Origin of the sequence: Amycolatopsis dendrobii, assembly GCF_014145675.1 — a bacterium.
GTDB lineage: Bacteria > Actinomycetota > Actinomycetes > Mycobacteriales > Pseudonocardiaceae > Amycolatopsis > Amycolatopsis dendrobii.
Genome location: NZ_JACGZW010000005.1, coordinates 221,813 through 234,579, shown reverse-complemented (window position 1 = coordinate 234,579; position 12,767 = coordinate 221,813). Strand labels below are relative to the sequence as shown.

The 12,767-nt window shown below is 70.0% G+C and carries 12 protein-coding genes; 6 read left to right on the top strand and 6 right to left on the bottom strand.

Annotated features, from left to right (window positions below; all coding sequences use genetic code 11):
- Positions 1–198 precede the first annotated feature (198 nt).
- Genes H4281_RS16150 through H4281_RS16140 form a run of 3 tightly spaced genes read left to right on the top strand, consistent with a single transcriptional unit; the run spans position 199 to position 3,703 of the window.
- Entirely contained in the window at positions 199–720 is a 522-nt protein-coding gene (locus tag H4281_RS16150; RefSeq protein ID WP_037813352.1) for a PadR family transcriptional regulator, read from the top strand.
- Positions 720–1,409, top strand: coding sequence for an ABC transporter ATP-binding protein (locus H4281_RS16145; RefSeq protein WP_182891740.1), 690 nt, complete (start codon positions 720–722; stop codon positions 1,407–1,409). The genes H4281_RS16150 and H4281_RS16145 overlap by 1 nt, the downstream gene beginning before the upstream one ends.
- Positions 1,406–3,703 (top strand): FtsX-like permease family protein, encoded by a 2,298-nt coding sequence (locus H4281_RS16140; RefSeq protein ID WP_182891739.1) that lies wholly within the window; start codon positions 1,406–1,408, stop codon positions 3,701–3,703. The genes H4281_RS16145 and H4281_RS16140 overlap by 4 nt, the downstream gene beginning before the upstream one ends.
- A 37-nt stretch (positions 3,704–3,740) precedes the next feature.
- On the opposite strand, the gene H4281_RS16135 is transcribed toward H4281_RS16140, so the two are convergent.
- The 4 genes from H4281_RS16135 to H4281_RS16120 all read right to left on the bottom strand — a co-directional run bounded on the left by H4281_RS16135 (position 3,741) and on the right by H4281_RS16120 (position 7,941).
- Positions 3,741–4,589 (bottom strand): HAD family hydrolase, encoded by an 849-nt coding sequence (locus H4281_RS16135; RefSeq protein ID WP_182891738.1) that lies wholly within the window; start codon positions 4,587–4,589, stop codon positions 3,741–3,743.
- A 57-nt stretch (positions 4,590–4,646) separates the two neighbouring features.
- Positions 4,647–5,336, bottom strand: a complete 690-nt coding sequence (locus tag H4281_RS16130) for a hypothetical protein (RefSeq protein ID WP_182891737.1) — start codon at positions 5,334–5,336, stop codon at positions 4,647–4,649.
- A 353-nt stretch (positions 5,337–5,689) separates the two neighbouring features.
- Entirely contained in the window at positions 5,690–6,571 is an 882-nt protein-coding gene (locus H4281_RS16125) for an alpha/beta hydrolase (RefSeq protein WP_182891736.1), read from the bottom strand.
- Positions 6,568–7,941: a flavin-containing monooxygenase gene (locus H4281_RS16120; RefSeq protein ID WP_182891735.1), complete on the bottom strand. Its 1,374-nt coding sequence runs from the start codon at positions 7,939–7,941 to the stop codon at positions 6,568–6,570. The genes H4281_RS16125 and H4281_RS16120 overlap by 4 nt, the downstream gene beginning before the upstream one ends.
- Positions 7,942–8,031: 90 nt before the next feature.
- On the opposite strand from H4281_RS16120, the gene H4281_RS16115 reads away from it, so the two are divergent.
- The gene (locus tag H4281_RS16115) at positions 8,032–8,673 is read left to right on the top strand and encodes a TetR/AcrR family transcriptional regulator (RefSeq protein WP_182891734.1); all 642 of its coding nucleotides are present in this window, start codon (positions 8,032–8,034) and stop codon (positions 8,671–8,673) included.
- 449 nt (positions 8,674–9,122) lie between these two features.
- Here the strand turns inward: H4281_RS16115 and H4281_RS16110 are convergent, their stop codons facing one another.
- Both H4281_RS16110 and H4281_RS16105 read right to left on the bottom strand, forming a co-directional pair.
- Positions 9,123–9,560: a hypothetical protein gene (locus H4281_RS16110; protein WP_220507299.1), complete on the bottom strand. Its 438-nt coding sequence runs from the start codon at positions 9,558–9,560 to the stop codon at positions 9,123–9,125.
- A 49-nt stretch (positions 9,561–9,609) separates the two neighbouring features.
- Positions 9,610–10,410, bottom strand: coding sequence for an IclR family transcriptional regulator (locus H4281_RS16105; protein ID WP_182891732.1), 801 nt, complete (start codon positions 10,408–10,410; stop codon positions 9,610–9,612).
- 58 nt (positions 10,411–10,468) lie between these two features.
- On the opposite strand from H4281_RS16105, the gene H4281_RS16100 reads away from it, so the two are divergent.
- Positions 10,469–11,569: a mandelate racemase/muconate lactonizing enzyme family protein gene (locus H4281_RS16100; RefSeq protein ID WP_182891731.1), complete on the top strand. Its 1,101-nt coding sequence runs from the start codon at positions 10,469–10,471 to the stop codon at positions 11,567–11,569.
- On the top strand, positions 11,566–12,741 hold the full coding sequence (locus H4281_RS16095) for an iron-containing alcohol dehydrogenase family protein (RefSeq protein ID WP_182891730.1): 1,176 nt from the start codon (positions 11,566–11,568) through the stop codon (positions 12,739–12,741). The genes H4281_RS16100 and H4281_RS16095 overlap by 4 nt, the downstream gene beginning before the upstream one ends.
- Positions 12,742–12,767 lie beyond the last annotated feature (26 nt).

The window sequence follows — 12,767 nt, the reverse complement described above, 5'->3', positions numbered from 1 at the left end:
GCAGCGAGCCCTGACCCACCGGATGTGCCCCGGTGCGGGTCCCGTGAGCGGGGATCGCGACTCTTTCCGCGATCCCCGCTCACGACACCCCTGACCAGCCAAAACGCACTATTCTGCGGTGGTATACACGGCGCGTATACCTGTGTTGTATAGTGATCTTCACCCCCGGGATTCCGGGGTCAAGGGAGGAACAGGGGAATGTCGGTTTCACATACCTTGCTCGGGTTGCTCGAGTCGGGTCCGAGACACGGGTACGACCTGAAACGGGCGTACGACGAGCAGTTCGGGCAAGACCGCCCGCTCGCGTACGGCCAGGTCTACTCGACGCTGTCGCGCCTGCTGCGCAACGGCATGGTCGAGGTCGCGGGGGTCGAGAGCGGCGACGGGCCGGAGCGGAAGCGCTACACGATCACCGACGCCGGGATCACCGACGTCGAGCAGTGGCTGAGCACTCCGGAAAGCCCGGAGCCGTACCTGCAGAACACGCTGTACACGAAGGTGGTCCTGGCGCTGCTGTCCGGCCGCGACGCCACCGATGTGCTCGACGTCCAGCGCAGCGAGCACCTCAAGGTGATGCGCTCGCTCACGAAACGGAAGTACGAGGGCGACCTCGCCGATCAGCTGATCTGCGACCACGCGCTCTTCCACCTCGAGGCGGATCTGCGGTGGCTCGAGCTCACCGCGGCCCGGCTCGGCGAACTCGAGAAGGCGGTGCGCTGATGACCAGGCCGGGAACTGCGTTGCTCGCGGGCAACGCGCTGCACAAATCGTTCGGCCAGACGCGGGCGCTCGACGGGGCGGCGCTGGCCGTCTCGGCGGGGGAAGTGCTCGCGATCATGGGCGCGTCCGGTTCGGGGAAATCGACGCTGCTGCACTGTCTCGCCGGGATCGTCCGGCCGGATTCGGGGACCATCCGCTACGGCGGCCAGGACCTCGTCGCGATGGACGACAAGGGCCGGAGCGCGTTGCGGCGCACCGAATTCGGCTTCGTGTTCCAGTTCGGCCAGCTCGTTCCCGAGCTGACCTGCCTGGAAAACGTGGCGCTTCCGCTGCGGCTGACCGGGGCGAAGCGGGGGCCGGCCGAGGCCAAGGCGAAGGAATGGCTCGCCCGGCTCGAGGTCGACAACCTGGCGAAACGCCGTCCCGGCGACGTGTCCGGCGGGCAGGCGCAGCGGGTCGCGGTGGCGCGGGCGCTGGTGACCGGGCCGAAGGTCGTCTTCGCCGACGAGCCGACCGGCGCGCTCGATTCGCTCAACGGCGAGAAGGTCATGCAGATGCTCACCCAGGCGGCGCGGGAAACGCACGCCGCGGTGGTGCTGGTGACCCACGAACCGCGGGTCGCGGCGTACTCCGACCGCGAGATCGTGGTCAGGGACGGGCGCACGGTCGACCGGGAGCTGGTCGCATGATGCGGGATCTGCTGCTGGGACTCCGGCTGGCCGTCGGGGGCGGCCGGATGTCCGGCTCGGCGCTCCTGCGGCTCGCGATGACCGCGTTCGGGATCGCGCTCGCGGTCGCCGTGCTCCTGCCCGCTGCCTCGGTGAGCCACCTCGTGGACGCCCGGGCGGACCGGGCGGCGGCGATCAAGCAGGACACCTCGCCGCGCGAGGGGATCGCGCCGCTGGCGACCTACCGCTGGTACCCGTCGGTCGGCGAGGACTTCCTCCAGCTGACCGCGGTCGCGGCGACCGGGGAGAACTCGCCGGTGCCGCCGGGGCTTTCCCGGCTGCCCGCTCCGGGCGAGGTGATCGTTTCGCCCGCGCTGGCGGAGAAGCTGAACTCGGCCGAGGGCGCCTCGCTCAAGGCGCGGCTGCCCGGCAACGTGGTCGGCCAGATCGCGGAGCAGGGCGTCAGCGACGCGGCCGACCTGACGGCGTACTACGGGTCGACCGCCGCGGAGATCAAGGCCGAAGGGGAGAGCGCGAGCAGCGTGTACTCCTACGGCAAACCCGCCGAAGGGTTCACGCTGTCGGCGATCATGTGGATGGTCGTCGCGCCGATCGCCGCGGTGCTGCTGCTGCCGTTGCTGATCTTCGTGACCACCGCGTCGCGAATGGGCGCGGCGCAACGCGAACGGCGGCTCGCCGCGCTGCGGCTGATCGGGGTGGACGCCCGGCAGATCAAACGGGTGGCGGCGGCGGAATCGCTGGTGGGCGCGGTGATCGGGCTCGTGGCGGGCGGCGCGCTGTTCTACGCGCTGCGGCCGTTCATCGGGGACTGGCTGCCGTTCGGCCTCCGCGTGTTCCCGGACGACTTCACGCCGTCGTGGGTGGCGCTGCTGGTGATCGCGCTGCTCGTGCCCGGCCTCGCGGTCGGCTCGGCGCTGTTCGGGCTGCGCCGGACGATCGTCGAACCGCTCGGCGTGGTCCGGCAGGGCAAACCGGTGCGGCGGCGGATGTGGTGGCGCTGGACGATCACCGCCATCGGCGTGGTGTTCCTGCTCGGGACGCTCGTTTTCTCGCCGGGGTCGGGGGACCAGGCCGCGGCGCTGGCGCTCGCGGTGGGCAGCGTGTTCCTGCTCGTCGGCGTCGCGGCGTTGCTGCCGTGGCTGGTGGAACGGATCGTGGAACGGCTGCGCGGCGGTCCGCCGTCGTGGCAGCTCGCGGTGCGCAGGCTGCAGCTTGACAGCGGCACCGCCAGCCGGGTGGTGTCCGGCCTGGTCGTCGTGCTCGCCGGGACGATCCTGATCCAGGGCGTGCTCACGTCGATGACCAGCCGCAACTCCCAGCGGTACGAGACGCCGGCCGGGGTCGCGGCCGCTCCAGTGCGGGTGGACACGACGAGCGCGCACGAGGCGGAAGTCCGCCAGCGGCTGTCCGGGGTGCCCGGGGTGACCGGCGTGCACAGCTCCAAATCCCTGCAGCTCAGCTCCGGGGACCGGGAGATCTACGGCAGCGTCGGGGACTGCGTGGCACTCAAGACCGAAGCCAACATCGGCGACTGCGCGGACGGGGACATCTTCTATGTGGCGGGCTCGTCGGCCCAGGCCGCGCCGAAGGGCGACTACCGGCTGACCGGCTACCGCGACGGCAACAAGGTCGAGGGTCCGGTGTGGACAGTCCCGGGCAATGTCCGGGTCGTGCCCTCGGGCAACACCGCCAAGGCGGCGGCCAGCAGCCTGCTGGTCACGCCGGGCGCGTTCGGCGACCTCAAGCCGCCGGTGGTGCGCACGGAACTGTTCGTGGCCGGCCCCGGCAGCGTCGACGCGCTGATCGACCGGGTCGCGACCGCGGTGCGCCCGCTGGCGTGGAAGGCCGAGGTCGGCAAGACGGACTTCATGTCCGACTACGCCGGCCGCGACGAGCGGATGCTGGCGAGCTTCCGCGCGGTGCTGCTGACCGCGTCGCTGTTCGTGCTGGCAGTGGCGGCGATGAGCCTGCTGATGCTGTCGATCGAGCAGATCAGCGAACGCCGCCGCCCCCTCGCGGCCCTGTCCGCGGCGGGTGTCCCGATCGGCGTGCTGGCCAGGGGATCCCTGTGGCAAACCGCGGTCCCGGTGGTCGTCGGGGTGGTGCTGGCAGTCGGAGCGGGGCTCGGGCTGACCGCGCCGATCCTGCGGCTGGCGAAGATGCCGATGATGGTCGACGGCGGGGTCCTGGCCGGACTGGCCGGCGCTGCTGTTGCGGCGGTGCTGCTGGTGACGGCGTTGACGTTGCCGCTGCTGCGTCAGGTGACCAGGCTGGACACGCTGCGCTCGGAGTAGGCCGGGGGCGGGGGTGAAGGGCTCCTTGGGGGATTCCTCAAGGAGCCCTTCGCTGTGCTTCAAAAGTGCGCGCTTTCCAGCGTGATCCTCGGGCCGTGCTGATCTCCGTCAGCGCCTCGAACCAGGAAACAGGCGGCTGCGCCGCAAGCGGTTCGGCGGCAGGCGGGCTGGGGAGGGCGTAGCGGAAAGTGCTGACACCGGCTGCGCGGGCAGCGTCGAGATCAGCCGGCGCAGTGCCGACGAACATGCAGGACTCCGCTGGCACCGCGTCCGCGTGCATCGCTGCCGCGATCTGGTCCGGGGCGGGCGGGAGATGCGCCCGATCGGGGCCGCCGCGTCCGGCGATCCGACGGACCTGCTCGCTGAGGCCGTGCATCACCAGGAACGCTCGGACCGTCTCGGCGGCCAGGCTGCTGACCACGGTGATGTGGGTACCTGCCGCAGCGAGGTGAGCAAAGGCGTCGAGGACTCCGGGGGCAGGTCGCGCGACGCCCGCTGTCTCGGCTTCGAGCCTGCACAGCTGGGCGTACACCGCCCGCTCGGTCGACGGGCCGATGGTCGCGGCGTAAGCCAGCACGACGAACGGATCGTCAGTGCGCTTCACCTTCCGCGGCAACGGTCCTTCGCCGACCAGTATCCGCAACCGGGCGGCAAGCGAGTCCATCGCGGACAACCCGGCGACCGGCCCGTCGAACGCGACAAGTACGTGGTCACACTCGGCAAGCAATTTCGCGGTGTCCACGATAACCCCCTGCGGAATCGAGGCCGAAACGCGCCGACTGCCGACGGTCACTCCGGCAAAGCCGATAATACCGCGAGTGTCGCCGTGACCCCACTTGTCTTTCTCGCGGCCGGTGCGGTGTTCGTTCGCGCAATCGTCAGGCATGGGTGAACGAGCCACCCATGCCTGACGATCCCGCACAGTCGAGCGGGGACTGCCCGGTCAGACTGCTTTCGCCGGGGCCCTCGGATTGTCGATCAACAACACCCATTCGACGTCGTTGGTGGCGCAGATGGCGCTCTCCCACGTCCACAGCTGTTTGTTGACGCCCGCCGCGCGGTCCGCTTCGCATGCCTCCTGGGTCGGGTAGTGGTCGAAAATGATCCACGGGTCCTTCTTGGCCGCGATCTTCGTGCTGGCCTGCTCGACCGCGCCGTTCTTCGCGGAAGCCATGACCGGCCCGATCCACAGTTCCGCGGCGGTGGCGGCGATCTCCCAGCAATAGGTCTTGAAGCCCTGGCGGGCCCAAGTCAAGGCGTTGTCGTCACACTGCTGGCAGGCGGTTCTCTGGGCGTTGTCGTAATAGGTTCCGTTCTTTACCCGGATGAACCGCGGCGGCGGAGGAGAGGCAAGATCGCAACCCGGTCGCGAACTGATCGACTGTCCGGCGCTCGTCTCGGAGGCGCTGAGCCTGCTGTCGGCCGAGGCCGTGGAAGGCAGGACCAGGAACGAAAAAAGTGCGATAAGCCCGATCGCAAGCGAGGCGAATACTCGTTTCACTTGAATTCCCCTTTCTTGTGATGACGCGTCAGCAATAACGGAAATACCGGTCACGGTTTCAGGTGCGGCATGAGCTGATTCGTCGGCGATCAAGCTGTCCTCGACTGTCCCCTGCGATAAAAACGCGATCAAACCGTGCAGGGAACCAAATTTGAGGCAAGGACTGTTCGCCGGACTTGCTGCCGGTGAAATAGTCCCCCCTTGTCCGCCGTGCTTCACCCTCCCCCGTGGCAGAGGCGCGAGAACATTCGATGATCACCTCTGCGCAAACATAAGATCATGAGCAAGTAACTCGCCCACACCTCTGAAAGGGTGAAAACGGACAACTAGGCCTCTGGCAAGAGTTCACCCGAACGCACGCTAACGCGCATGGTCTAGTGGCCGTGCGGGATTGCACTGCCGGGATCACCGCGATAGCGACGGTCGGTGCTGTCGGACCCGAATCCGGTCCCGCCCAGCGGCACCCCGGCGTGCGAGTCCGTCTTTTATGCCGCCACCGGGACGTGCCGACGGAGGAAATCGATCTGGTCCGCGACCACCCGTTCGAACGGATGCCCTTGGTAAATCGCGAAATGTCCATCCGGGTAAGTCCGCACCTCGCCACGCGGCGCGCGGGCGGCGTACCGCAGCGTCGGCCCGGACGGGGCGACGGAATCCTTCTCGCACACCGCGAACAACGTGGGCACCTCGATCCGGCCGACTCCGCGGCCCGGCCGGTAGCGCAGGATGTCGAAGACCACTCGGGCGGCGACCTCGTTGCGGAAATCGCTGCCCGGCGGCACCAGCGCGAGATAGCCCGGTTCGGCGTCCGGTGCGGTCATCAGCGCGGTGCCTCGCTCCGGGCCGGCGGTGGCGATCAGGTGCGGCGGCCGTCCGAGCCAGTGTCCGACCACGTCCCGGGCCGCGGCGGCGGTCGCCTTGGCTGAGCTGGCGGGGTGCATGGCCAGCGCGGACGCGATGCCGTCGGTGAACGGGCACTGCGCGATCGCGGCGACGAGTCCGGCTGGGCGGGTCGCGGCGGTGCTGAGTACATGGCCGCCGCCGAAGGAGGTGCCCCAGGCGATGACTCGGTCGCCGTCGACCTGGGGGAGCGTGCGGGCGCAGGCGATCGCGGCGGTCCAGTCGGCGAGTTGTTTCCGTGGCGACAGCAGGTGGCGCGGAGTGCCGTCGCTGTCGCCGAAATGCCGGTAGTCGAACACCAGGCAGGCATATCCGGCGGCGGTGAAGCGCTCGGCGTAGGCGGCGAGGCCCATCTCGCGGACTGCGCCGAGTCCGTGCGCCATCACCATGATCGGCGGGTTTTCGTTGGCTGGCAAGTAAAGCGTCGCTGCGCACTGGTCGCCGTCGACAGGGAAAGTCACGTTCATGCGCGGATCTCCTCTCGGGCGGCGGCACTGGCGACGGGGCGGTCGGCGGGAGTGCGGCCAGCCGGACGACGGGTCCCGCGACGGCGTTCGAGTCGAAGGTCGCGCATGTAGTCGTCGTAGTCAACCTGGATGGTGTGGCGCTTGGAGGCGACGTAACGCCGCGCGATCCGGCGTCGGTGCGTGTCGATTTCGCGTTCCATCTCGGCCGCGCCGGGCAGGTGGTAGCGGCCTTGCAGATGATCGGCGATCAGCAGTGCCTGCCGTTCCGCGATCGGCATGATCGCGCCGAGCGGTTGCACCAGCCCGACGAAATACAGTCCGGGCACGCGAGGGTGGAAAACCCGCCGGTACAGGCGGATTTCGTTGTCGCCGGAGGGATCGAGGAAATCCGGGTCGAAGAAAGGAAAGCTGATCTTGTACCCGGTGCAGAACACGATCAGGTCGGCGGCGACGCGGCGGCCGTCGGTGAAGACGACGTCGTCGCCGTCGAAGCGCTCGATGTTCGGCGCTGGCGTGATCGCCCCGTGTGCGAGCCGGTCGAGGATGCGGCTCGACATCGTCGGGTGCGCTTGCGCGAACTTGTGGTCCGGTTCGGGCAGGCCGTAGCGCGTCATCGGCCCGGTCGCGGCGGCCATCAACCGGCGCGCGACCGGCCAGCGCAGTGCCGAGGGCAGCCATTCCTTCCCGGCGATCTGGTCATACGGCCTGCCCCATACGTATTTCGGGATCACGTGCACCCCGCGCCGCGCGGAGAGGTGCGTTTCCGCGGCGTGGTACGAGGCGTCGACGGCGATGTCCATCGCGGAATTGCCCATGCCGACCACCACGACGCGCCGTCCGGCCAGTTGCGCTTCCTCGGTGTAGGAATGCGAATGCATGATCTCGCCGCGGAATCCTTCGGCGCCGGGGAACATCGGCTCCGGCATTCGCGGATCCCAGTGGTGGCCGTTCGCGACGAGCACCGCGTCGTACCGCTCGGTGTCTCCTGTGGACAGTGTCACGGCGAAACTGCCGTCCGGCTTCGGCTCGACGTGCGTGACCCCGGTGCCGAACCGGATGCGGTCGCCGAACCCGAAATGCTCCAGGTAGGCCGCGAAGTAGTCGGCGATCTGGTCGTGCCGGGCGAAGTCGGGCAGATGCCGCGGCATCGGGAAGTCGCTGAACTCCATCCGCTGCCGCGAGGTGTTGATGTGCAGGGACCGGTAGGCGGCGGAGACCCCGTTGCGGTTGCCCCACACCCAGTTCCCGCCGACCCGGTCGGAAAGTTCGTAGCAGTCCACGTCGACGCCGCGTTCGGCGAGCACCTTGACGGCGGCGATCCCGGACGAGCCCGCGCCGACGACGCAGACCCGGAAGCTGTTCGCGGACATGCGCTCTCCTCCTTGTGACCGGTGGTCATATGACCGGTGGTCATAGAGTACGATCGGAGCACGGGGAGAGTCAAGAAGAGGAGGTCGGCGGTGCCGACGGGAACGTGGGAGCGGCTGCCGGAGAAGCGGCGGGCGGCGGTGCTGGCGGCGGCCGAGGCGGAGTTCGCGGCGCGCGGGTTCAGCGGCGGCAGCCTCAACACGATCTGCCGCGAGGCCGGAGTGTCGAAGGGCAGCCTGTTCCAGTACTTCACCGACAAAGCCGACATGTACGTTCACCTCGCCGAACTGGCGAGCGTGCGGATCCGCGCGGCCATGGAGGCCGAGATCGCGAAGCTCCCGTGGGACAAGGACTTCGCGGGCGCGCTCGACCGGCTGCTCGACGCGTGGGTGCGGTACTTCTACGACCATCCGCTCGAGCGCGCGATGACCGCGGCGGCCAACCTCGAGCCCGATCCGGTCGCCCGCACGCCGGTGCGCGAGGCGGTCAACAGCCACTACCTGGCGGTGCTGCGGCCGCTGGTCGAACGGGCGGTGGCGGCGGGACAACTGCGCGCGGACACCGATGTCGAGATCGTGTTGTCGTTGCTGCTGCTGGTCTTGCCGCATCTGGCGCTGGCCCCGCATGTCGAGGGACTGGACCCGCTGCTCGGCCTGGTCGAAGGCGATTCCGAGCACGCGGCGGCGACCGCGCGCAGGCTGACCGGGGCGATGCTGGGGCCGTATCTGCGCTGACCGGCGCGGGCTGACGATACGAGAAACGGACACGCAGTTCCTGCGGCGGCCGTCCGCTTCGGACACGAGCGGAGGCGGGCCACCCAGGCGATGCGGGGTTGATCGGACGGCAGGAGTTCGGGCCGCCCGCTGGAGGAGGCGGCTCGGCGCGGAGTGCGCGGACGGCTGCGGGCTGGGCGGGGATTATGCTTGGCTTGAGCGCCGGTTGCGGTTTCGGCTGCGAAATGTGCGCGGGAGTCGTGCTCTGCGCAGGTGGGCGGCGGGTTGGATGCGCTGCCCGCATCGGTCGCCGCTTCGACAGCGAGCTCAGCTCGGGAAGCCGTGCCCGCGCAGGCCGCCGTCGGATTCGCTGCCCGTGTCGCGGCTTCGATGGCGAGGTCCGCTCGGAACCCGCCCCCCCCGAGCAGGCAGGCCGCGAGCCGGAATCGTCGCCCGCCTTGGCTGCGAGCTCAGCTCAAAACCCGAACCCCGCGAAGATAAGCCGCCACCCGGATCCGCAGCCCGCGCAGGTCCCGCAGCGCCAGCGGCAAGTGGTAAGCCGGGCGGTAGCCCGCCGCGACGCCGGGCTCCCCGCACGGTCCGGCGAAGTACACGAATCCGTCGTCGTGGTCGCGGCGGGCGGGGGACCACGGCTGGTCCTGCCAGGCGCGCGCCGCGGCGTGGCTGGCGGTCCAGTAGTTCGGGGCCTTCATCGTCTCGGCGATCGCGGCGGCGAACCCGGCGGCGTCGGCGTCGCTGACGCCCAGTCCGCGCCCTGGCCACAGGCGCGGCAGCACCCGGTCCGCGGTGTGGTCCTCGAGCCACGGCGCGCAGGCGAAGATCGCGTGGGAGCCGTCGACCGAGACCGACCAGCGTTGCATGGCCGCCGTGGGCGGGATTTCGTACATGGCGACCACCTGCCGGGAAAGAGAAGCTTGGGCGAAGCATAAATGAACGTCATCCCGGTGCGCCGAGTGCGGCCGAGATCCGGTCGGCGACGGTGCGGGTGAACCGGCCCGCGGCGGGAAGCCGCTCGCCGAGGCGCGATTTCGGGGCGGAAACGTTGACCGCGGCGACGATGTCGCCCCGGAATCCGTACACCGGTGCGGACACGCCGACCAATCCTGGCTCGAACTCCTCGTCCACGGTTTCGTAGCCGCGTTTCCGGATCCCCGCGAGCTTTCCGGTCAGCTGGTCGAGTGGGATAGACGGCGGTTCCGCGGCGGCGCCGGGGAGGTCGGGGAGCGGGTGCGCGGCGGCGCCGGAGAAGGTCCGCCACCAGTGGCCGACGGTGTCCTCGTCCCATTCGCTCAATAACACCCGTCCGGGTGAGGTCGTGAACGGGTCGACGCCGACGCCCTCCCAGCCGAGTCCGCGGAAAGCGTGGGACGCGAGTTCGCTCCGGAGGGTGAACACCTGCCCGGCGCGCAGGACGCACAAATGCGTCGTTTCGTTCAGCCGCGCCACGATCGTGCGCAGAAAGGGCGCGGCGAGGTGCGCGAGATGCGTTTCGGTGGCGTGCGTGGCCAAGGCGAACAGCCGCCAGCCCGGCCGGTACGTGCGGGTGTGCTCGTCGCGCGACACCAGGCCGGCGTCGGCGAGCGTCGCGAGGGCGCGCGAGACCTGTGCCTTGTCCCGTCCGGACAGTTCGGCGACGCGGGACACGCCGAGCCCGTCGCGCGCTTCCGGCAGGGCGAGGACTTCGAGCAGGTCGACGTCGCGGACCAGGCCCGAACCGTAGGTGCGCTGGTTCGCCATGTTGAGGACTGTGCAACAACGATTGGGCGAGCGTCAATCCGCGGTTAACGTCCGGGGAGTGAAGATCGCCGACATCCAGCTGCTGCCCGGGACGCTGCCGCTCGACCCGCCGTTCGACGCCGCGTGGGATCCGGTTCCGCGCACGCGGTTCGACGCGACGGTGGTCAAGGTGGTGACCGACGAGGGCGTGGTCGGCTATGGCTCCGGCGACACGATGGCGGGCTTCGAGCCGTACGCGGAGCTGTTCCTCGGCCAGGATCCGATGGCGATCAGCCGGCATGTCCGCGCGCTGGAGACCATCGCGTTCCACGCCGGGCGCTACTGGCCGCTGGAGATCGCGCTGTGGGACGTCATCGGGAAGGTGCTCGGCGTCCCGGTCGCGACACTGTTCGGCGGCGCGGCGGACGCGATCCCGGCGTACGCGTCGACCGGCCGGATCCTGCCTGCTGAACAGCGGGCCGAGGTGCTGGCGGGGGTCCGAGAACAGGGTTTCCAGGCAGCGAAGATCCGGCTCGCCGCGGAGGATTTCGCGGGCGGGATCGCCACCATGCGGGCGGTCCGGGAGGCGGTCGGGCCGGAGATGACGCTGATGGCCGACCTGAACCAGGCCTGGCGGATGCCCGGCGACGTGCGGCCTTCGCTCGACCCGGCGGCGGTCCGGCGATTCGCGGCGGCGCTGCGCGAACTGGACGTGTTCTGGCTCGAGGAACCGCTGCCGCTGGACGACCGGCCCGGCCTGCGCGCGGTGCGGGACGCCGGGGTGCGCGTCGCCGGGGGAGAAATGGTCCGGACCTTCAGCGAGCTGCTGGACTTGGCCGAGTCCGACGTCCTCGACGTTTACCAGCCGGACGTCGCGCTCGCCGCCGGAATGCTGCGCGCCCGCACGCTCGCCGAGCTGGTGCTGGCCCGCAACCGGCTCTTCACGCCGCACACCTGGTCCAACGGCCTCGGGTTGCTCGCGAACCTGCACGTGACCGCGGGCGTCGGCGGGGGACCGTACCTCGAATTCCCTTACGACCCGCCGGTGTGGACGCCGCAGCGGCGCGATTTCCTGCTTTCCGCCCCGCTGGACATCGACGCGGACGGCCTGCTGCACGTGCCGTCCGCGCCGGGGCTGGGCGTCGAGGTCGACGAGGAACGGCTCGGGAGGAAGCCATGACAGAGACTCAGCTCCCGGCGGTCGAGATCGGCCCGTACCCGGCCGCCACGTTCTCCGCCGGCGCCGTCGGGCAGTTGCCCCGGGTGGTCCGGACGATCGGCGCGCGGAAGATCGTGCTGGTCAGTGATCGCGGGCTCGTTGCTACCCCGTTGCCGGAGCAGGCGGTCCAGTTGCTGCGGCAAGACGGGGTGGCAGTCGAGGTTTTCTCCGACGTGCACCCGAATCCGACCACCGACGACGTCGACGCGGGCGGTGCGTTCGTGCGCGCCGCCGAGGCGCGAGCGGTGATCTCGCTGGGCGGCGGGTCCGCTTTGGACGCGGCGAAGGCGATCGCGCTGGCCGCCGTCAACGACCGTCCGGCCGCCGAACTGACCTGGAGCACCGAAGCTTCGGCGGACCTGGCGCCCGCGTTGCCGATCGTCGCGATCCCGACCACGTCCGGCACCGGTTCGGAGTGCAACGACCTCGGCGTCATCACCGACCCCCGGCAGCAGCGCAAGTGTTACCTCGGCGGTCCGGCTTGCCTTGCCCGGTACGCACTTCTGGACCCGGCGCTCACCCTGAGCCTGCCGCCGCGCGCGACCGCGGCCGCCGGAATCGACTGCCTGACCCACGCCGTGGAGTCCTTTCTCTCCGCCCGGCCCAATGCCTGGGCGGATGGTCTGGACCTGCAAGCTGTCCGGCTGGTGGCGGAGAACCTGCGTCGCGCGGTCTCCGCCGGCGAAGACCTGGCGGCGCGGGCGAATCTGATGCTCGCCGCGCACACCGCCGGCCAGGCCATGCGGACGACCGGACTCGGCGTGGTGCACGGCATCGGGCACTCGCTCGGCGGCCGGTTCGACCTGCCGCACGGCCAGGCGTTGGCTTTGGTGCTCACCGAATGCCTGCGGTTCAACCGCGCGGTGCGGGAAGAGCGCTTGGCGCGGCTGGCGGAACCGCTGGGCGTCGCGGATGCCCGGAAATCGGTTGCGCACAACGCCGACGCGGCGATCGCGGCGGTGCAACGCCTGGTCGCGGAGGTCGAACTGGCCGGACGGCTGCGCGAATTCGGCATCGGCGAGGGAGATCTGCCCGACCTGGTCGCCGACACGCTGGCGGACGGGGTGCTGGCGAACACCCCGCGGGAGGTCGCGGCGGCCGACGTGACCAGGATACTCCGCGCGACCTGGTAGTCCGGCGCGGGAAACCGGCGATGCCG

Coding starts and splice junctions, on each gene's coding strand:
- H4281_RS16150 (WP_037813352.1), top strand. CDS start 199: ATGTCGGTTTCACATACCTTGCTCGGGTTGCTCGAGTCGGGTCCGAGA.
- H4281_RS16145 (WP_182891740.1), top strand. CDS start 720: ATGACCAGGCCGGGAACTGCGTTGCTCGCGGGCAACGCGCTGCACAAA.
- H4281_RS16140 (WP_182891739.1), top strand. CDS start 1,406: ATGATGCGGGATCTGCTGCTGGGACTCCGGCTGGCCGTCGGGGGCGGC.
- H4281_RS16135 (WP_182891738.1), bottom strand. CDS start 4,589: ATGCCTGACGATTGCGCGAACGAACACCGCACCGGCCGCGAGAAAGAC.
- H4281_RS16125 (WP_182891736.1), bottom strand. CDS start 6,571: ATGAACGTGACTTTCCCTGTCGACGGCGACCAGTGCGCAGCGACGCTT.
- H4281_RS16120 (WP_182891735.1), bottom strand. CDS start 7,941: ATGTCCGCGAACAGCTTCCGGGTCTGCGTCGTCGGCGCGGGCTCGTCC.
- H4281_RS16110 (WP_220507299.1), bottom strand. CDS start 9,560: ATGTACGAAATCCCGCCCACGGCGGCCATGCAACGCTGGTCGGTCTCG.
- H4281_RS16105 (WP_182891732.1), bottom strand. CDS start 10,410: ATGGCGAACCAGCGCACCTACGGTTCGGGCCTGGTCCGCGACGTCGAC.
- H4281_RS16095 (WP_182891730.1), top strand. CDS start 11,566: ATGACAGAGACTCAGCTCCCGGCGGTCGAGATCGGCCCGTACCCGGCC.